Below are 19406 nucleotides of genomic sequence, written 5' to 3'. Positions count from 1 at the left end.
GGTTTCAACCCATGCCTACTATTGTATCAAAAAGCTCAGTCACTTTCCTCTTTAGCACCGGATCACAATCATGCAACCCAATATCTAAGTCTTGACGCAGCTTCATGCGTTGTTCGTGTTTATGTAACAGCTGTAACTTACTCTCATATTCATGAAGTGTCACTTCGGCACGCTTAATATGTTCATACACCGCTTGGCGGCTAATTGTGAAGTTCTCCGCAATCTCCCCGAGGGAGTAATCATCATGGAAATACAGTTCAAGGAATGTTCGCTGCTTATCGGTCAACAATGGCTCATAGAAATCAAACAGCAGGTTAATGCGATTCGTTTTCTCCAACATAGGATCGACAGTCATAATCTACCTCCGTAAAGGTTGCACACTTGACAGCAGCACAACAGAACCTATCATACTGAATTCCAAGATGATTGTCAAGCATTATACCTTGTCAGTATTTTCGCCTATCCATTTGCCAAAAAGCGCATGTACAAACTGCTCGGAATCGAACGGCTGCAGATCATCCATTTTCTCACCAAGGCCTACAAATTTAACCGGTAGAGAGAGTTCTTGACGGATCGCTACGACGATTCCACCTTTAGCTGTACCATCCAATTTGGATAATACCAAGCCCGTAAGACCTGCTTTTTCCCCGAAAAGTTTCGCTTGGCTAAGCGCGTTTTGTCCTGTTGTTGCATCTAAAACGAGAATAACCTCATGGGGAGCATCCGGAACTTCACGTTGAATAACGCGATAGATTTTGTTAAGCTCCTCCATCAAATTCACTTTATTCTGCAATCGGCCCGCTGTATCGCATAAAAGGATATCCACGTTACGCGTTTTGGCTGCTTGCACAGCATCGTACATGACCGCGGCAGGATCTGCGCCGGACTGTTGTTTAATCACATCGACACCAACGCGCTCTCCCCAAGTTTCGAGCTGTTCAATGGCGCCAGCACGGAACGTATCCCCAGCGGCCATCAACACCTTTTTACCTTGAGATTTGAACATATGAGCCATTTTACCGATTGTCGTCGTCTTGCCTACGCCGTTCACTCCAACGAACAAGATAACTGTTAGGCCATTGGGATTGATATTCAATCCCGCGCCTGCATCACCTTTAAGCAACTCAATCAATTTCTCTGAAAGGATCGGCTGAAGCTCAGCAGGATCTTCGATTTTACGCTTTTTAACCTCAGCGCGAAGTTCATCAATTAATTTCAGCACTGTATTTACGCCGACGTCCGCGCCAATTAGGATTTCTTCAAGTTCTTCGTAAAAATCCTCGTCTATTTTCTTACGACGGCTAAATAAATCATCGACACGGTTCACGAACGCATCGCGCGTTTTCGTTAAACCCTCTTTAAATTTATTCGTTACCGCTTCGGCCTTACCTGAAATACTTTCTTTCAATCGTTTAAAAAAACTCATAGTTCCTCCTAAAATATATCCTTTAATTTCACTTTAAGATGCTGTCATCGTCGCTTCCTCATCCTCTAAACGGACAGATACGAGCTTAGAAACGCCGCCTTCTTGCATCGTAACGCCATATAAAACGTCAGCCTCTTCCATCGTCCCTTTACGATGTGTAACGACGATAAATTGTGTCATTTCCGAAAACTCTCGCAAATACTCGGCAAATCGAGATACGTTCGCCTCATCCAGTGCGGCTTCTACCTCATCCAGTACGCAGAACGGCACTGGTTTCACGCGAATAATGGAGAACAAAAGGGCAATCGCAGTCAGCGCGCGTTCTCCACCAGAAAGTAATTGAAGATTCTGCAGCTTTTTACCAGGCGGTTGGGCCACAATCTCAATACCTGTATCCAGCATATTCTCTGGCTCGGACAGAATCAAATCTGCGCGGCCGCCTCCGAACAACTTAGCAAATACGACGCCAAAATGGGAGCGAATCGCATCGAATGTTGTTTTAAATCGTTTGGACATTTCTTGATCCATTTCGCGAATGACCTGATACAAGGTTGTTTTTGCTTCGATCAAATCATCCTTTTGCGAGCTCAAGAACTCGAAGCGTTCTGACACGCGCGCATACTCCTCAATTGCACCTAGGTTCACATCACCTAGTGAAGCAATTTCACGTTTCAGCTCACGCACCTTACTTTGCGTACCTTGAATATCTTCAGGGACAGGGTAACGCATTTTGGCCAGCTCATAGCTAAGTTCATATTCTTCAGCAAGTTTTTTGAGCAGATTCTCAAGCTCCACATCCAGGCGCGTCACGCGCACTTCGGTTTGATGGAGATTTTCTTCAACCTGCTTCAGCTGAATCCGCTGCGTACGTGTCTCATTTTCACCTTGTTCTAGCTTTTGCAGCCAGTCAGCACGTTCAGCGCGTTTGAACTCTATACTTTCGGAGCATTGCTGCTTCTTAAGCTTCAAGTCATTTAACAGCTCGATCTGCTGCACGGTTTCCTGTTCAAGTGTTGCCATATCGCTGTCCAATTGCGCTAGCAGGTTGCGATTGACTTCAATCTCACGTTCCACTTCACTTAAATCCTGCTGCAAGCGCCTTTGTTGATCTTGAAGGGAATGCTTTTCTTGCGATGTTGATGCCACCATCACCTTCAAATCCGTCAATTGACTTTGCAGTTCTTCTTTCTCAGATTCGCTTGCCTTACGAGAGCTCTCGGCATCTCGAATCGCTTGTTGAAGTGAGGCTTCCTCTTCTTGCAGCTGAGCGAGCGCACCTTCGCTCTCGACTTTTTTGCGGCTAAATTCAGTCCGCTCTTCCAGCAGAGCACCTCTGTCTTGACTATCCAGAGTTAGCTGCTCTTCCACCGTGCGACTCTCTGATTCCAGCGGATTCAGTTCCGCGCGAATTTGTTGCTCCGTAATACGCTGCTGCTCACCCAGTTGTCGAAGCTGTTCAACTTTCAACATTTCATCAGTGATCTCACGCTTCAAGGAACTGGATTGGCTGCGCAAGCCACTAAGCTGCCCCTCTGAAGTCGCGATCTCGGCATCCAGCTCTTCGATTTGACGTTGGCGTCCCAATAAGTTCGTCGACTTCTTCTGCAAGCTCCCGCCTGTCATGGAACCGCCTGGATTGACAACATCGCCTTCCAGCGTTACAACGCGATAGCGATATTGGGCTTTCGCTGCGATATGATTGGCATCTTCTAAACTCTCTGCTATAACAACGTTCCCTAATAAGCTAGAGAAAATATTATGATAGGTAGATTCAAAGGAAACAAGATCAACGGCAATCCCGACAAAGCCCTTCGAGGCTTTCAACGTCTGACTCTCATGGTCTGAGATCGAACGCCCGCGAATAACGTTCATTGGCAGGAAAGTAGCCCGTCCCATTTGACGACGCTTCAAGAAAGCAATCGCTTCACGGCCGTCTGCTTCGGTTTCGACGACGATATTTTGTAGAGCGCCGCCTAATGCTGTTTCAATTGCCACTTCCACATTGGCAGGAACTTTGACAAGCTCTGCGACCGCACCGCGAATTCCGCGCAAATCCTTACGCGTTTTTGCTTTAAGTACTTCCTTAACCCCTTGCTGGAAGCCATCATAATCATTGGCCATTTCCTTCATCGTGTCGCGGCGGGAAATTAAAGCATCGAGCTTCTGCTCCCACTTACGTACCATAGCCTGCGCTTCATCCAACAGTCCTTGCTTACTCTTCAGTGCTTGCGTTAATTGGACATATTCTTGTCTAGCACGCTCAATATCTCCAACCGTTTCTGCCAATTTCGTTGAAAGCTCTTGCTTACGGCGCGTAATGCTTTCACGTTGATCCGCCCATTTTTGACGCTCTTCATCGAGTCTGTCCAAACGACGGCCAATGCTTTCGATTTGCTGCTCGGCGTACCGAATTTCATTGCGAGACTGCGCCATACGATTGAGCGTTTCCAGCAACTCACCTTTTAGCTGATCCTCAGGCGAAGAACTAATCCCACCGCTTACCCCTTGTAAGCGCTGCTCTTCTGCAGTCAGCTTGGCTTGGAACTCGAATAACTGCGCGCCAATCTGAATGATTTTCTCCCGTTGCTCGCTCAAGTCAGCTTCTTTATCTAATTTACGCTGCTCTTGCATAGCGATTGTTGTACTTAGCTGTTGATGATTCGTCACATAGTTCTTTTTCCGTTCTTTGAGAACCTCACCGTGACCCTCACATTTCTCAAACTCTTCACTTAGACCTAGCAAGCTTTCTTGCAGCTTCTCTAGTTCTTCTTCTAGTCTACGCGTTTCCCAACGATGCTTCTCCAAATGCGCATCATGCTGGCTCACAATCGTAGAGAGCTCCGTTTGCTCTTTCGTTAGCTTCTCTAACAGCTGTGTGGCGTCATTCCAAGCGACATAGATCTGATCGATCTGATGAACATACATGGAAATCTCACTGCTCTTGAGTGTTTCCTTCAGCTCTTTGAACCGAATCGCCTTCTCCGCCTGATCACGCAGCGGTTCAACTTGATCCTCAAGCTCAGAGACTAAATCGTGGATCCGCAGCAAATTTTGCTCGGTATCATTCAATTTCTTCTCCGCTTCGCGCTTACGCGATTTATATTTAACAATCCCCGAAGCTTCTTCAAAGATACCTCGACGATCTTCCGATTTCGTACTCAAAATTTCCTCAATACGACCTTGTCCAATAATGGAATAAGCTTCTTTCCCGATACCCGTGTCCATAAACAACTCCGTGATATCCTTCAAGCGGCAAGGCTGTTTGTTAATCAAATACTCACTATCGCCATTGCGATGAACTCTTCGTGTCACTGTAACTTCATTAAAGTCCAGTGGAAGCGATTGCGATGAATTATCTAATGTTAATGAGACTTCACCATAATTCACTGCACGACGTGCATCGCTGCCAGCAAAAATGACATCCTCCATTTTACCGCCACGCAAGGACTTCGCGCTTTGTTCCCCTAATACCCAACGGATCCCGTCGGAGATATTACTCTTTCCACTCCCGTTAGGACCTACAACCGCGGTAATGCCTCGCACAAATTCGAGTTCCGTCCGGTCCGCGAATGATTTAAATCCGGATAATTCGATCCGTTTCAAAAACAATGGTCTCACCTCAAAAATTATTGTAACATATCGCATGTCAAAATAAGAGAAAAATGCAAAAAAGGCAGCAGCTGCCGCCTCTTCTGGTTTGTCACTATCGTTGTACCGTTACGTTTAATTTGGACAGCGCACCAGCAGCAGCCTGCTGTTCCGCCTCTTTCTTAGAACGACCTGCACCCGTTCCCAATAGCTCGCTATCCATATGCACTTCAGCAACGAACTCTCGCTCATGTGCAGGACCCCGTTCGTTCACAATCCGGTATTCCAAGGATCCCATATTGTGATGCTGGGTATGCTCTTGTAATTGCGTCTTGTAATCAATCACGAGCAGCTTGCCCTCACTGGAAATTTTGGCGAATACATGCTTCTGAAGAAAAGCTTTAACGGTGTCCAAGCCTTGGTCTAAGTATAAAGCGCCGACAAAGGATTCAAACACATCTGCCAACAAGGCTGGTCGTGAACGTCCTCCCGTTAACTCTTCCCCTTTACCAAGTAAGACAAAGGCACCGAAATCCAAGTCTTCGGCAAAAGTCACGAGCGAGGGCTCACAAACAATGGAGGCCCTCAGCTTCGTTAATTCACCTTCAGAACGCCCAGGATAAGATTCATATAAAAATTCCGAAACTGTTAATTCAAGTACGGCATCTCCAAGAAACTCAAGCCGTTCGTTATCTTTATGTCCAGCAATACGGTGTTCATTCACATAGGACGAATGTGTAAAAGCTTGCTTCAGCAGCTCCGTTTTGCGAAACGAGACACCTATCTGCTTCTGTAAATCTTTAATATCACGGTTCACGCCTTACTTCACCACCCGGAGAGAATGATATTCCGTTATCTTTCGTCGCAGGCATGGTAATTATGCTTCAAACTTTTTCATGATGATCGTTGCATTATGTCCGCCGAAGCCGAAGGAGTTCGACATTGCAATTCCTACGTTTGCTTCACGAGCCTTATTAGGCACATAATCCAAATCACACTCAGGATCTTGATTGTCCAAGTTGATCGTTGGTGCAATGAGGCTATTTGCGATGGTTAATCCACAAATAACAGCTTCCACACCGCCAGCAGCGCCAAGTAAATGACCTGTCATGGATTTCGTCGAGCTGACAGCAACCTTGTAAGCATGCTCGCCTAGCGCTTTCTTGATCGCAATCGTCTCCGACTTATCTCCGACAGGTGTCGATGTACCATGAGCGTTGATGTATGAAATCGCCTCAGGCTCAATCTTGGCATCCTTAATCGCTTTCACCATACAACGTGCAGCGCCATCCGGATCTGGATCTGTCATGTGATATGCATCGCCGCTCATGCCGTAGCCGATAACCTCAGCATAGATGCGTGCGCCACGCTTCTGAGCATGCTCTAGGGACTCCAGAATAAGTACACCAGCGCCTTCACCCATAACAAAGCCATCACGACCTGTATCAAAAGGACGACTTGCCAAATGCGGCTCTTCATTGCGAGTTGACATCGCGCGTAGTGCGCAGAAACCAGCTACACCAATTGGAGTAATCGTCGCCTCAGCACCGCCGCAAATCATCACGTCAGCATCGCCACGTTGAATCATTTTGAAAGAGTCACCGATGGAATGCGTACCTGTTGCACAAGCCGTTACGGCTGTGGAGTTCGGCCCCTTCGCACCCGTGACCATCGATACGTGACCAGAAGCCATATTCGCAATCATCATCGGGATGAAGAAAGGTGAAACCCGTTTAGGTCCTTTTTCCAACAAAATGCGATGCTGCTCTTCCCATGTGTTCAAACCGCCGATACCTGATCCTACTGAAACGCCTACGCGCTCTGGATCAGCATCTTCCTTCACGTTCAAGTTCGCATCCTTGAGCGCATTGATAGCGCCTGCAACCGCGAATTGAACGAAACGGTCCATACGACGAGACTCTTTGCGATCCACATAGTCCTCAATGTTGAAATCTTTGATCTCAGCCGCAATTCGTGTCGGGTATTCGCTTACATCAAAATTCTCGATCATACCCACACCGGATTTACCAGAAGTCAGGTTACCCCAGAATGTTTCCAAATCTTGACCAAGGGCAGTAACTACGCCCATACCTGTAATTACAACTCTGTTCATTTGTACCACCTTCTATGTAGTGTTTCATATTTTTTATTGGTGAGAATGGAGAGAAGTCCCGTCTTTATTAGAAACGGGACTCTGTAGACTATTACGTATGAGATTTTATGTAATTCGTAACTTCTCCTACTGTCGTAATCTTCTCAGCATCTTCATCTGAAATTTCTAAATCGAACTCATCTTCTAATTCCATTACTAATTCAACTACATCGAGAGAATCAGCACCTAGATCTTCTTTGAAAGATGCTTCGAGGGTGACTTCAGCTTCATCAACCCCTAGACGATCGACTACAATTCGTTTAACACGATCCAATACGTCGGACATCCGGTTCACCTCCTCATTTGGTATTATACGAGAATCTTTGACAGATTGCCAGTAGTCAATTTTGAGATTCTCAATTTTCCAGAAACTTACATGTACATTCCGCCATCTACATGGAGCGTTTGCCCTGTCATGTAGGAGGCATCGTCAGAAGCCAAGAAGCGAACAACCTTCGCAATTTCCTCTGGCTGCCCAAGGCGCTCCAGCGGGATTTGCTTCAGCATTTGTTCACGCATCTCAGCAGACAATTTGTCTGTCATATCGGTTTCAATAAAGCCTGGCGCAACGGCATTCACGGTGATGCCACGCGAGGATAATTCTCTCGCAGTCGCCTTCGTTAGACCGATTACACCCGCTTTTGCTGCTACATAGTTGGCTTGTCCTGGGTTACCAAGTACGCCAACTACAGAAGATATATTGATAATTCGACCGAAGCGCTGCTTCATCATCGGACGCGTAACCGCTTTGACACAATTGAACACGCCTTTGAGATTCGTAGCGATAACTTGATCGAATTCTTCTTCTTTCATTCGCATGATTAAATTGTCTCTTGTTATGCCCGCATTATTCACGAGAATATCAATTTTACCAAAAACTTCTAACGTTTGCTTCACCAAATCGTCAGATTCTTGATAGCTGCTTACGTCTGCACGCAATTTAATCGCTTTGCGGCCCATGGCTTCAATCGCTGCCACAACCTCACTAGCAGCCGCTTCGCTGCCTGCGTAGTTCACAACAACATCTGCCCCGTGCTCAGCCAAATGCAACGCAATCGCACGGCCAATGCCGCGTGAAGCTCCTGTGACAAGCGCCACTTTACCCGTTAACATGATTGTGCACCTCCTGCGTGAACTTTTCCAGTGCTTCCAGGCTGCCAATCGACACGGTTTTCACCGTTTTGTCGACTTTTTTGATCAAGCCGACAAGCACCGTTCCCGAGCCCAGCTCGATGAACGTATCCACGCCTTGGCTGATCAGGTATGTGATGGTGTCTTCCCACAGTACAGGGGAATACACTTGCTCCACCAGCAAGCCGCGAATATCGCTCGGCTGGGTCACAGGACGAGCCGTTACGTTGGCGACAACGGGTACGGCTGCATCCCTCATCTCGATGGACGCGAGCACCTCTGCGAGGCGCTCCGAGGCTGGCTTCATGAGGGAAGAGTGAAACGGCCCGCTCACTTCAAGCGGGATGGCACGCTTCGCGCCAGCCTCCTTGCAGCGTTCGACAACCGCTGCAACGCCTTCCTTACTGCCCGAGACGACAATCTGTCCCGGGCAGTTCACATTGGCGAGCTCCACGACGGAGCCGCCGCTGGTGATGGCCGCGCAAAGCTCCGCCAGCGCTTCGCGCTCGGCTCCCAGCACGGCTGCCATGGCACCCAGGCCGCCTGGGACGGCCTGCTCCATGAACTCGCCGCGGGCCCGCACGGTGCGGACCGCGTCTTCGAACGCGAGCACGCCCGCTGCGACGAGCGCGCTGTACTCGCCCAGACTATGTCCTGCGACATAGTCTGGCGTGATGCCAACAGCCTTGAACGCCTCGAGACAAGCGATGCTTGTCGTGAGCAGCGCGGGCTGCGTGTGGTACGTGATCTTCAATTGGTCCTCTGGACCTTGGAAGATCAGATCAGACAAGGAAAAGCCCAGCGCAGCGTCTGCACGGTCGAAATACGCCTTAGCTGCTGGCTGCGATGCATATAGGTCTTGTCCCATACCTACGGACTGTGAACCTTGTCCAGGAAATACAAATGCTATTTTACCCATACGAGAAAAGGATCCCCTTCCACGGTATATTCAGTCATTATTTCTCAAAAATAAGTCCATCTATCGAATTACCAAACTAATGCTGTCGCACCCCAAGTGAGTCCGCCGCCAAAGCCAACTAAGACAAGGCGATCACCTTCGCTTAATCTGCCTTGCTCGGAAGCTTCTGCTAGTGCTACTGGAATCGAGGCAGCCGACATATTGCCATACTTGTCCAAGTTAATCATACATTTATCTTCGGACAACTCCAAGCGATTCAGTGAGGATTGAATAATCCGCATATTGGCTTGGTGTGGAACAAGCAGATCGATGTCTGTTTTCTCCCAGCCCGCTTTACGCAAAGCTTCATCTGCAGCATTCCCCATAATGCGAACTGCGAACTTGAAGACCTCAGCACCGGCCATGTAGATGTAATGCAAACGCTGGTCAAGCGAGTTCTGGGAAGCTGGATTTCGGGAACCGCCGCCTTCTATTTTCAGAAGAGGACCTCCAGTACCATCTGCACCTAGTTCAAAGGACTTAAATCCTCGTTCTTCAGGCACCTCGCCAATAACAACAGCACCTGCCCCATCACCAAACAGAATGCATGTGTTGCGATCTGTGTAATCCGTGATTTTGGACAGACAATCTGCGCCGATGACGAGTGCGTATTTATATGTACCTGTAGCAATAAAATTGGCTGCATTCGCAAGTCCATACACGAACCCTGAGCAAGCCGCTGATAAGTCGAATGCTGCAGCTTTCTTCGCTCCCAATTTCTCTTGAAGAATACAGGCCGTAGACGGAAATGACATATCCGGTGTGATCGTAGCTACGATAATTAAATCAAGTTGATCCGCTGTAATGCCAGCGTTAGATAAGGCAACCAAAGAAGCTTCATAGCAAAGATCGGACGTAGCTTGTCCTTCTGCTGCTATTCTTCTTTCGCGAATGCCGGTTCGAGTTACAATCCACTCGTCATTCGTTTCAACCATTGTTTCTAGCTCTTGATTCGTTAAAATACGTTCTGGTACATATTTACCCGTTCCGAGTACCCCAACCGGTATTAAGTTCATGTTGTTATATCTCGCTTCCCGCGGCTAATTTCGGCAGATATGGTGCCAACCAAATCATTTTGTAACGCTATTCTTGCTTGACGAACGGCATTCTTAATGGCATTTGCATCTGAGGAGCCATGACTTTTGAGTACCAATCCATCGATACCCAGGAATGGGGCTGCCCCATGTTCATTATAGTCCAATTTCTTGCGGAATTGCGTCAACCCTGGCTTCAAAACGGCTGCTGCAAGTTTCGAGAAGATGGATTTCGTGAATTCTTGCTTCAATGCTGAGAAAATGGCGGACGCTGCGCCCTCCAGTGATTTCAACATAATATTTCCAGCAAAGCCGTCGCAGACGATCACATCGCATTTCGCGCGAAGCACCTGTGATGACTCCACATTGCCAACAAAATGAATCGGAGCTTGTTCCATTAAAGGATATGCTGTTTTGGTTAATTCATTCCCTTTGGTCGATTCCGTCCCTACATTCAACAAACCCACGCGAGGCTTAGTAATACCATGCACTTTGGAACGATAAATACTGCCCATAATTGCGTATTGGATCAATTGCTCTGGGGTTGCATCCATGTTCGCTCCTAAATCTAAGGCAAGTACACCATGACCGTCCATAGTAGGAATCATCGGTGCTAATGCTGGACGTTCAATACCGGGAATTCTTCCTACGATTAGCAATCCAGTCGTCATTAAGGCTCCTGTGTTGCCTGCAGAAATCATGGCTTCGGCTTCCTTCTCCCGCACCAGTCTTCCTGCCACTACCATAGAAGCGTCTTTCTTGCGACGAACTGCTTTGACAGGCTCATCCTCGGCTTCAATGACTTCTTCCGCATGACGGATCGTTAGGTTATCCGGCCTCTCTGTGAGGTGAGCTTCTATCGCGGCGCTGTTGCCGACTAGAATGATATGTACGTCCTTCCACTCTTTGGCCGCTGCGAGAGCACCCTCAACTACGATCTTAGGCGCATGATCTCCGCCCATTGCATCAATCGCGATCCGCATGGAGCTTGTCCTCCCTATCTAGATGTTGCTCTTTCTTCGAATGAAAGATGACAAAGTTGCCTCGAAACACCGTTTCTTCTCCCACATAAGTGAACACCTCAACACGTGCTTTCCCTTTGGAAACAGATCGCACATAGGCTTTGGCGACACACTTCTCTCCCAGCTTCACTGATCGTACAAATCGAATATCTGCCGAAGCTGTTAATGCGATCGGATCGTCGATGACAGCAACAGCCAACGAGTTGGCTTGTGAGAAAATATGATGGCCTCTGGCAATTTTGGTTCTGGAAAAAATATGGTCTTCTTTGATTTCAAAAATCGAAATACCGCTCTGATCCAACTGCAAATCAATGACTTCTCCAATTACTTCATCTATTGGAAGTGAACGCACAGGATCATACGTTTTGACGGCCATATGCTTCATGCGTTCCCGCAGTTCAGGAATACCGAGCTCTAATCGATCCAAGCGGACAGTTTGGATACTAACCCCAAACGTTCGCATCAATTCCTCATCCGTCATAAAAGGGTTCGCTTCAATGGCTTGCAACAGCTGCTGCTGCCTTTGTCGTTTAGGAAGGCGTTCGATGGTAAGCACCACCTTATCTCGTGAGATCTCATCTTATTACCAGATACTAAACTGTAGTATATTAAATTTACAACTAAAAAGAAAGCAAAAAAAATAGCACCTCACCTAGGATGAAGTACTATGCCCTATCTTATGCTTTTACGATCTCTCTGCTTTTGTATGTTCCGCAAGATTTACAAACGTGATGCGCAAGCTTAAGCTCAGCACATTGTTCACATTTCACCATGCCTGGAACTTCCAATTTGAAGTGAGTACGACGTTTGTCACGACGAGTTTTGGACGTTCTTCGTTGAGGTACTGCCATTTCAAAACACCTCCTTATTCGAATTTCAGCGTTGCCTTATTCTTTGTTAAAAAAGTCCGCGAGACCTGCAAGTCTAGGATCAATTCGATCCTGCTTACAGCCGCAATCACGTTCATTGCGATTCTCCCCACACACCGGACAGAGACCTTTGCACGCTTCGTCACAAAGTGGTATGTACGGTAAACCGACCACTACATTCTCTACAACGTAAGGCTCTAAATCGACTTTATCCCCAACAACCAGATGAATATCCTCGTCAAGCTCTGGATCTTCTTCTTCCGGCTTTTGCATGAAAACTTCCTTAAATGGAAGCTTAATTGTTTGGTTAGTGTGCGTTAAGCATCGAGAACAACTTAACTCCAAGTCTAGCGTTAAATTACCGTTAACTTTGACTACCCCATCTTCATATCTTGCATGAAGATCAACATTGACTGGCCCATGACCAAGAATGTCTTGACGACCCTCAAAAGGTTCCGTCAAATTCATAACTTCGCTCATGTGTACAGACTGCGATTGAAGAGATAGTTCTCTAAAACGAATTTGCATGATATATATCACCCCAAACAAACAAAGATTATTATATCCACTTTGCCTACCTCTTGTCAATTTAAAAAAATTTACTATCGCTAGATATGACTTATTTCGGAGGCAATGCTGCTAGATATTTTAGTGCATCTTCCATGGTGCCAATTTCGACGATTTTCATCTTCGTCTTGATTTGATTCGCTCTTTTGACCGCATCAGAATAATTCTCAATCTTGGTCCCGTCTTTGTAGGTTATATTTTTGGGCGCAAAGAAAATCTCGGCTTTTTCCCGATCCGCAGCAATAATCTTGTGTTGAATACCGCCAATCGGACCTACGGTGCCATTAGCTTCTATGGTTCCTGTCCCAGCAATCCGATAGCCCTTCGTAATATCCTCGGGTACAAGCTGATTGAATATCTCCAACGAGAACATCAAGCCTGCTGAAGGCCCCCCAATATCGCCAGCTTTAATCGACACTTGTTGATCTTCCTGATCGGCTTTCACCGACTGCATACCTGCTGGCACGACACCAATCCCTGCCCGCGGCACCGTTTCCCCTTCTTGAAGCGGCAGTGCCCCTAGGGTCAATGTCGTCTGCAACTCGGTCTTTTTTCTCGCATACGTAATTGAGATGGTTTCTCCTGCTTTCTTACCTGCGAGGGAGTCTAGTAGATCCTGTGCAACCCTCACTTCTTTATCCCCAGCCTTCAAAAGAACATCACCAGGTTTAAGCACTTTCTCAGCTGACAAACCAGGTACAGTTTGCAGGACCATGACACCCTCATGCTCGATATGAAAAGGAACCTTGGCCGCGGTATAGGCGGCTTGAATCGCACTTGCTTGAGAGGTTAGCATGACATATTCCTGACGCTGTGTGTATTCTTGCTCAGACTCTCCTTTTTTGAGAACTGCCGTTTTGGGCTGTATTTCTTCATAGGGATGAACGAGTCCTACCAAATAATTCACCACATTGGCATCTGCTACCCGCACAGTTGTTAGCATGAGTGTCCCTTTTTCTGTCCCGGTGCTTTTGGAAATCGACACCATCGGTTTGATCTCTTCCGCGGTACCCGGCATAAAAATAAAAAAGGGCAATCGCACAAAAAACAGCAGATATACAATGATAATACCTACTAGTGCAGATATTAGGTAGCGTCTCGTCGCTGAGCTTCTGGGATAACGATACGAATCATTCGACCACGTACGTATCGTGCTCTCTTCTTCCTTATCCATACAGGCTCCCCTTTCCTGTTGTTATCTCTTGATGTTATTGGCTAACAGTCTCATCGAAAGGCTTGGTCTAATCACCTTCCTTCTTGCGTACAATGAAGCATGTTCGAAGGACGAGGTGATGCTATGCAGCCTATGAATCATACAAGATTCCATGCTAAATTCACAACACTGGTGCTGGGAGCTTTGGCTGGGCTGGTCGTTATATCTGTCATTTTATTTCCAGATAAAGCTTTCCAGTCTTCCCTTGAGGGGTTGACTATCTGGTGGAAGCTCGTCTTTCCTGCTTTGATGCCATTCCTCATTATGACCGAGCTGTTGATCGGCTTTGGTGTCATCCAAGGGACAGGCGTGCTCTTGGAGCCGCTGATGCGCGTTATTTTCCGTCTCCCTGGTGTGAGCGGTTGGGCACTGGCCTCAGGCTTTGTTGTAGGATTTCCTGCAGGCGCTAAAATTACTGCATCCCTGCGTGAAAAAAACCTCCTCACACGTACGGAAACAGAGCGTTTAACGGCCCTCTCCCACTTGTGCAGCCCTTTATTCCTAATTATGGTTATCGGTATCGGTTTCCTTCACAATGCCAAACTAGGGATCTTACTTGCGATTATTCATTATATTTCCGCGATCGCAACAGGCTTCTTGATGCGTCATAGTAAGCAACCTGTTGTTGAGGCGCAATCTCTGACACTTCGACCAAAGGAAATGCAGCATGCTTCCATTTGGAAATCAGCCCTTATGACCATGCGCCAAGCCTATTGGGAGGATGGGCGTGCTTTCGGCAAGTTGCTTGGCGATGCCGTATCCTCCGCTGTGCAGACGCTGATGTTGATTGGCGGCTATATGATGATATTTTCCGTGTTAATCAACGTCATCTCCATCACTCATTTTGCTGATATGCTCCGCCCCATTATTCAATTTCTACTAAGCTTCATGGGTGTTTTCACGGATACAACGCCACAATGGATCAAAGGATTGATGGAAATTCACCTTGGTGCGTATGCTTTTAGCCAACAAGCTAAGGATCTCCCGCTTCTGCCACAAATGGCGCTGCTTAGCGCCTTCCTCGGCTGGGGGGGCTTGTCCGCCCATGCACAGGTCGCTGGCTTCCATCAGAAAACCGATGCGCGTTACATGTTCTTTTTGCAGTCGCGTGCTCTGCATGCCGTGCTTGCCTTATTCACAACCATTTTGCTATGGAAACCATTGCAGTTGCTTCTGTTAGATACAGAACCTAGCTTTCTTAGGTTAGATCTCGCTGATAATACGGCTGCCTCGGCACCGTTTCCTTTGAACGGCGAAACGGCATGGGGCCTGTGGGGACCAATGCTGTCGCAATTCCTTTTTCTTTTTACCTTGATGCTGCTGGTTTCGGTTGGCTTGCGCCTCTTTCATAGAAAAACAATGGATTAACTTGAAATTCCTTTAGATCTCGTTATTTGGTCTGAGGGAATTTTTTGCGTAACTCTTCTTCCACTTCCGCTGGTACGAGATCTTCGACAGGCCCATGGAATTTGGCAATCTCTTTTACAATGCTAGAGCTCAAATACGAAAACTGCGGCTTCGACGTCATAAAGAACGTTTCCACATCCGGATTCAGCTTATGATTCGTCGATGCCATTTGCAATTCATACTCAAAATCCGAAACGGCCCGAAGTCCACGAACGATTAACCTGACATTACGAGCTTTCATATAATTGACCATCAAATCCCGGAAACCGTCAATCTCCACATTAGGCAGATCCGCGGTTACTCTCCGAAGCAGTTCCATCCGTTCTTCCAGAGTGAATAACGCATTTTTGGATGTGTTATTCAGCACAGCTACAATTAGCTTATCAAATACTTTTGCTGCTCTATGTATAATATCAAGATGTCCGTAAGTAACCGGGTCAAAACTCCCTGGATATACCGCGACTGTAATTCCGTGTTCTTGCTTCATCGTGCTGTTCATCTCCTCTTGTGCTGTCTTATGTGGACGCTATTTCGCGTTTAAATATGGTAACAGCTGTATCTCCATAGTCCGCTCTGCGTAATTGCTTGAATCCACCTATGGCTTCTGACAGGATATCCTTTGCGTCGTGCTCGACGACAACCGTGGCGTCAGCTCCTACAATAGCTTGTTCCTCCATCGTCGTCATTAGCTCAGCGATCCCTTTCATCCTATACGGAGGATCCAGAAAGACCAGTTGGAATTGCTCTGCCCGCTTCGCCAATACCTTCAACGCTCTTGTCGCATCCGTGCGGTAAATTTCCACCTGATCCTTCACTCTGGCCACTTCAACATTATGTTGAATCGTGTCGATGCTTTTCTTCTCGATATCAATAAATACTGCCTTATCCATCCCACGGCTGAGCGCCTCAATCCCAAGCCCGCCAGTGCCGGCGAACAGATCAAGCACCTGCCCTCCGTCGAAATAAGGTCCGATCATACTGAAGATCGCTTCTTTCACTTTATCTGTTGTTGGTCGTGTGCTTGTACCTGGTACAGCCTTTAACGACCGGCCTTTGGCCGTGCCTGAAATCACTCTCATCGTACTTTATTCCCTTCTTGCTGGTTCATTCTTTTGCTATCGTACCACAAGCACTAATCTGACACAAAAATTTTATCCCTCTGATGTATAAATTTACCGTAAAACGGTCATGCTTGAACTATCGACATCAGAGAATGTCGTAGACAACCGCGGAGAAGGCTTACGTTTCCCCATAAGCTCTTCATCCGGTTTCTCCTCTCCCATGAGGCGGCTGCGCAAGCAGTCGCCGTTATTATTTTATAGGACAGTTTTCTGGAACCCTTATTATATAAGGGTTTATTTGACTATAACAGCAATTAAACTACATGTAGTACAGTTAGTACAATTTAATCTTGGGGACGGTTTGGGGACGAAAATTTTCAAAGTTAAAAATACTGTGATCTATTTAAACCAATTTCGCCTACCTCAGCTTTCCTGCCAGGGAACTCCCACTTACCAGCAAGTTTATCAGTTCACAGCTGAGCAATTAGAAATTCTTTTCTTTCATTAATAAAGCCGCGGCGTATCTTCTAATAAAACATCCTACTAGTCCCTGGGAATTTACCCTTGGGCTATTTAAAGTTTTTGAAGTTTAATACTTACCTATAACTCCTCAAGGAGCGCTGCCAGAAGCTCCTCGTTGGTCCGGCCACGTAAATGGCTCAGGCTTATCGTTAAGAGCTTGGCTTCCTCATCTGTTGACTCCACGATTACACAGATAAGTTCAGTTAGTCCGGCTTCTTGGGCAGCTCTCCAACGCCTCTCCCCTATAATGATTGTCATTTCACTACTGACCAAGATCGGCTGCACCACGCCATATTTTCGAATACTTCCCACCAATGACCTATAAATATGATCGTCCATTTCGTTTGGGTTCCAACCGTCTGGTTTTACATGTTCAATCTGTATAGTCTCGATTCTCAAACTAGTTCCCCCTTATATTATGTTGGATTTAGACAAAAGAAAAAAGCACCGGTTGGGTGCTTCCACAATTAATGATCTTTTCACTAATAGGTGGCTTTGGTATGACAAAATACAAATGCTTTCTGTTAAATAAAGTCCTCGATTACTTCGCTGAAAGCAAACATTTTGAGAATGTTATAATTTTTCTGAGAGATGTTAATTCCATATTCTGGTTTGCTTGTTTGCCCCGGTTTTCCATAATCTCTATCAACAAACACATCATTTTGTGATTTCCATACTTCAGACGGAATTAAAAAAATATCTGGCATACGATCTTGTTCAAAAATAAGTAAAGTTAGATATAAGTTTCGATTTTCAATACTAAATTTACTTTTCGGAACAAATACATACCCTTTCCCTCTTAAGGATTTAACCTGTATCTCGGAATACTTTCCTTGCTTATCTTTGACAATAAAATCAATTCCTCTATCATCGACTTCTGATGAAAATACCTCAAGTCCGTACGAAGCAAACTCCATCTTTGCAAAGTATTCAGCGTACTTCCCAAGCTGTAGCGGATTAAGTTTTGACCAATCTGTATTTGGCATTTAGATCCCACCCTATTTAGGAGTATTTAGATATTCTTTGTCCAGTCAACCATCTCGCGATGAACTATCTATATCTACTAAATGTTGAAATAACTTGATCAAAAGCATCTTTATTTTCATCACTGTATTTACTTTTTTCAACAAATACTTTAACCGTGAAGTATTCCTTAGAATTATTACTTTCTAAGTAAACCACCTTGGTTCGGGAATCCGGTTCTTCAAAATCAATATAAATTCCTTTTAAATCTCCTACATTCATCTCTTTAGTTGCAATAATCTTCGAATATTTCTTGATTTCTTGAGTTTTCATCGAAATAATATCCTTGAAATTTTTATCATCAATTGGTGTAGTCTCCAATAAAACACCCATATACCAGTTACTATAAATCTTCTTAACCTCTGTAATATAAGATGGTTTCCATAGCCCATCTACACTAATGCTAACTCCGCTTGTAGCTGTTAAATTAGCAAGCACAAAGGAATCCTTTTCTAGCGTTGCTGTTCTTGACTCCTCTTCCCACTTTACTTTCATCCCTGTCGCTTCTGCCACTGATCGTATTGGTAGATATGTGCTTCCATTATAGTTTATTGCCTCTAATTTATTTCCTTCTGAATCCTTTAATGCAAAGTCTGTTCCGTACAATTTTATTTTGATGCCGTGATCAAGATATGCAGAAATTGACTCTAAAACTGAGTCTGCCTTAACTCCAAGTGAACCACCTAGAATAAATGCTAATGTAATCGAGGATATGATAGTAATTTTTTTGATTTTCAAATTAATCTTCCTGTTCTAGTTTGAATTTTTAGTCCTATAATTTCCTTAATCCTTTTAGCTTCTGTCTAAATTCCTGATTTACTTTATTATTATTGTCCTTAAGATTTAGCGGAGGATTATATTGGTCTATTAATTTTTTCTCAATTTCATCTGGGATTCTCTGGAGTACAAAAATGTAAGTATAAATTTTCCTTCATCCATAAAGACAGCTTATCCTCGTCAGACTTATTAAATTTATATTTATTGTCGTCTTTTTCTTCTCTCATTTTTGTTAATAACATCAGTGAGCCTAAACTCTTTCTTAAGGTGGATCCACGTGCATTCCCGTTAAAATGATTCCGAAAATCTCTAGCTCTAAGACTCTTGTTTGTGATTCCAATATAGATAATTGGTCTGCTGCACAAATAATTAAATTCTAGTGCTTTCATGTTTTCTGGAAGACTTTCTAAGGAATTTACTGTTATTAAATACAGTCCTTTAGTGTTAGGTAATAGCTTGGGTTCATCAACTTGGGGATTGAATATGTTAAATGTTAGATCATTTATAGTATTTTGTAACATTTGGTTTTCACACTTTTCTTTTTGATGAACACTCTATTATCGTACCACATAATGGTAACTTGTTTGATTAAATTTACACAAAATACCTATCCCACGATGAATAGGCTATTCTACAAAATATCAGATTTTATTAAT

20 protein-coding genes and 1 pseudogene are annotated in these 19406 nt (G+C 45.3%); 1 reads left to right on the top strand and 20 read right to left on the bottom strand.

Annotation, left to right across the window (positions count from 1 at the left end):
• Window positions 1-4 precede the first annotated feature (4 nt).
• From AC58QO_RS04740 to AC58QO_RS04675, 14 genes are all read right to left on the bottom strand, one after another.
• A complete protein-coding gene (locus AC58QO_RS04740; RefSeq protein WP_497264116.1) occupies window positions 5-355 on the bottom strand; it encodes a putative DNA-binding protein in 351 nt (116 codons plus the stop codon).
• Between the two features lie 81 nt (window positions 356-436).
• Window positions 437-1426, bottom strand: a complete 990-nt coding sequence (gene ftsY / locus AC58QO_RS04735; protein ID WP_497264115.1) for a signal recognition particle-docking protein FtsY — start codon at window positions 1424-1426, stop codon at window positions 437-439.
• 33 nt (window positions 1427-1459) lie between these two features.
• Window positions 1460-5035, bottom strand: coding sequence for a chromosome segregation protein SMC (gene smc / locus AC58QO_RS04730; protein ID WP_497264114.1), 3576 nt, complete (start codon window positions 5033-5035; stop codon window positions 1460-1462).
• Window positions 5036-5129: 94 nt separating this feature from the next.
• A complete protein-coding gene (gene rnc / locus AC58QO_RS04725; protein ID WP_497264113.1) occupies window positions 5130-5831 on the bottom strand; it encodes a ribonuclease III in 702 nt (233 codons plus the stop codon).
• 60 nt (window positions 5832-5891) lie between these two features.
• Entirely contained in the window at window positions 5892-7127 is a 1236-nt protein-coding gene (gene fabF / locus AC58QO_RS04720) for a beta-ketoacyl-ACP synthase II (RefSeq protein WP_497264112.1), read from the bottom strand.
• 91 nt (window positions 7128-7218) lie between these two features.
• Window positions 7219-7452, bottom strand: coding sequence for an acyl carrier protein (acpP, locus tag AC58QO_RS04715; protein WP_028558238.1), 234 nt, complete (start codon window positions 7450-7452; stop codon window positions 7219-7221).
• An 86-nt stretch (window positions 7453-7538) separates the two neighbouring features.
• The gene (fabG, locus tag AC58QO_RS04710; protein WP_497264111.1) at window positions 7539-8279 is read right to left on the bottom strand and encodes a 3-oxoacyl-[acyl-carrier-protein] reductase; all 741 of its coding nucleotides are present in this window, start codon (window positions 8277-8279) and stop codon (window positions 7539-7541) included.
• Window positions 8266-9216, bottom strand: coding sequence for an ACP S-malonyltransferase (gene fabD, locus AC58QO_RS04705; RefSeq protein WP_497264110.1), 951 nt, complete (start codon window positions 9214-9216; stop codon window positions 8266-8268). Before fabD ends, fabG begins: the two co-directional genes overlap by 14 nt.
• Window positions 9217-9284: 68 nt before the next feature.
• The gene (locus AC58QO_RS04700) at window positions 9285-10271 is read right to left on the bottom strand and encodes a beta-ketoacyl-ACP synthase III (RefSeq protein ID WP_497264109.1); all 987 of its coding nucleotides are present in this window, start codon (window positions 10269-10271) and stop codon (window positions 9285-9287) included.
• Window positions 10268-11272 (bottom strand): phosphate acyltransferase PlsX, encoded by a 1005-nt coding sequence (plsX, locus tag AC58QO_RS04695; protein WP_497264108.1) that lies wholly within the window; start codon window positions 11270-11272, stop codon window positions 10268-10270. The genes AC58QO_RS04700 and plsX overlap by 4 nt, the downstream gene beginning before the upstream one ends.
• Window positions 11256-11870, bottom strand: a complete 615-nt coding sequence (fapR, locus tag AC58QO_RS04690) for a transcription factor FapR (RefSeq protein WP_164483581.1) — start codon at window positions 11868-11870, stop codon at window positions 11256-11258. Before fapR ends, plsX begins: the two co-directional genes overlap by 17 nt.
• A gap of 118 nt (window positions 11871-11988) precedes the next feature.
• The gene (gene rpmF, locus AC58QO_RS04685) at window positions 11989-12162 is read right to left on the bottom strand and encodes a 50S ribosomal protein L32 (RefSeq protein ID WP_056624823.1); all 174 of its coding nucleotides are present in this window, start codon (window positions 12160-12162) and stop codon (window positions 11989-11991) included.
• Window positions 12163-12198: 36 nt separating this feature from the next.
• A complete protein-coding gene (locus AC58QO_RS04680; protein WP_497264107.1) occupies window positions 12199-12708 on the bottom strand; it encodes a YceD family protein in 510 nt (169 codons plus the stop codon).
• A gap of 91 nt (window positions 12709-12799) precedes the next feature.
• The gene (locus tag AC58QO_RS04675) at window positions 12800-13921 is read right to left on the bottom strand and encodes a SepM family pheromone-processing serine protease (protein ID WP_497264106.1); all 1122 of its coding nucleotides are present in this window, start codon (window positions 13919-13921) and stop codon (window positions 12800-12802) included.
• Between the two features lie 123 nt (window positions 13922-14044).
• On the opposite strand from AC58QO_RS04675, the gene AC58QO_RS04670 reads away from it, so the two are divergent.
• Window positions 14045-15328, top strand: coding sequence for a nucleoside recognition domain-containing protein (locus tag AC58QO_RS04670; RefSeq protein WP_497264105.1), 1284 nt, complete (start codon window positions 14045-14047; stop codon window positions 15326-15328).
• 22 nt (window positions 15329-15350) lie between these two features.
• Here AC58QO_RS04670 and coaD read toward each other — a convergent pair whose 3' ends face one another.
• The 6 genes and pseudogenes from coaD to AC58QO_RS04640 all read right to left on the bottom strand — a co-directional run bounded on the left by coaD (window position 15351) and on the right by AC58QO_RS04640 (window position 19271).
• A complete protein-coding gene (gene coaD / locus AC58QO_RS04665) occupies window positions 15351-15854 on the bottom strand; it encodes a pantetheine-phosphate adenylyltransferase (RefSeq protein WP_497264104.1) in 504 nt (167 codons plus the stop codon).
• Between the two features lie 28 nt (window positions 15855-15882).
• On the bottom strand, window positions 15883-16446 hold the full coding sequence (gene rsmD / locus AC58QO_RS04660; protein WP_497264103.1) for a 16S rRNA (guanine(966)-N(2))-methyltransferase RsmD: 564 nt from the start codon (window positions 16444-16446) through the stop codon (window positions 15883-15885).
• A 582-nt stretch (window positions 16447-17028) separates the two neighbouring features.
• Entirely contained in the window at window positions 17029-17349 is a 321-nt protein-coding gene (locus tag AC58QO_RS04655; RefSeq protein WP_497264102.1) for a ParB/RepB/Spo0J family partition protein, read from the bottom strand.
• Window positions 17350-17474: 125 nt separating this feature from the next.
• Window positions 17475-17936 carry a DUF4365 domain-containing protein gene (locus tag AC58QO_RS04650; protein WP_497264101.1) on the bottom strand — a complete coding sequence of 154 codons (462 nt, stop codon included), beginning with the start codon at window positions 17934-17936 and terminating at the stop codon, window positions 17475-17477.
• Window positions 17937-18000: 64 nt separating this feature from the next.
• On the bottom strand, window positions 18001-18711 hold the full coding sequence (locus AC58QO_RS04645) for a stalk domain-containing protein (protein ID WP_497264100.1): 711 nt from the start codon (window positions 18709-18711) through the stop codon (window positions 18001-18003).
• Window positions 18712-18745: 34 nt separating this feature from the next.
• Window positions 18746-19271, bottom strand: a pseudogene (locus tag AC58QO_RS04640) (GIY-YIG nuclease family protein).
• Window positions 19272-19406: the final 135 nt, after the last annotated feature.

This window comes from Paenibacillus sp. J31R30 (genome assembly GCF_059692115.1).
The sequence above is the reverse complement of the archived record's forward strand: the minus strand, read 5'-3'. Positions and strand labels throughout refer to the sequence as shown.

Coding starts and splice junctions, on each gene's coding strand:
- fabF (WP_497264112.1), bottom strand. CDS start 7,127: ATGAACAGAGTTGTAATTACAGGTATGGGCGTAGTTACTGCCCTTGGT.
- AC58QO_RS04670 (WP_497264105.1), top strand. CDS start 14,045: ATGCAGCCTATGAATCATACAAGATTCCATGCTAAATTCACAACACTG.
- coaD (WP_497264104.1), bottom strand. CDS start 15,854: ATGAAGCAAGAACACGGAATTACAGTCGCGGTATATCCAGGGAGTTTT.
- acpP (WP_028558238.1), bottom strand. CDS start 7,452: ATGTCCGACGTATTGGATCGTGTTAAACGAATTGTAGTCGATCGTCTA.
- AC58QO_RS04680 (WP_497264107.1), bottom strand. CDS start 12,708: ATGCAAATTCGTTTTAGAGAACTATCTCTTCAATCGCAGTCTGTACAC.
- AC58QO_RS04650 (WP_497264101.1), bottom strand. CDS start 17,936: ATGCCAAATACAGATTGGTCAAAACTTAATCCGCTACAGCTTGGGAAG.
- rpmF (WP_056624823.1), bottom strand. CDS start 12,162: ATGGCAGTACCTCAACGAAGAACGTCCAAAACTCGTCGTGACAAACGT.
- rsmD (WP_497264103.1), bottom strand. CDS start 16,446: ATGAGAGTGATTTCAGGCACGGCCAAAGGCCGGTCGTTAAAGGCTGTA.
- plsX (WP_497264108.1), bottom strand. CDS start 11,272: ATGCGGATCGCGATTGATGCAATGGGCGGAGATCATGCGCCTAAGATC.
- ftsY (WP_497264115.1), bottom strand. CDS start 1,426: ATGAGTTTTTTTAAACGATTGAAAGAAAGTATTTCAGGTAAGGCCGAA.
- AC58QO_RS04675 (WP_497264106.1), bottom strand. CDS start 13,921: ATGGATAAGGAAGAAGAGAGCACGATACGTACGTGGTCGAATGATTCG.
- fabD (WP_497264110.1), bottom strand. CDS start 9,216: ATGGGTAAAATAGCATTTGTATTTCCTGGACAAGGTTCACAGTCCGTA.
- AC58QO_RS04740 (WP_497264116.1), bottom strand. CDS start 355: ATGACTGTCGATCCTATGTTGGAGAAAACGAATCGCATTAACCTGCTG.
- fabG (WP_497264111.1), bottom strand. CDS start 8,279: ATGTTAACGGGTAAAGTGGCGCTTGTCACAGGAGCTTCACGCGGCATT.
- AC58QO_RS04700 (WP_497264109.1), bottom strand. CDS start 10,271: ATGAACTTAATACCGGTTGGGGTACTCGGAACGGGTAAATATGTACCA.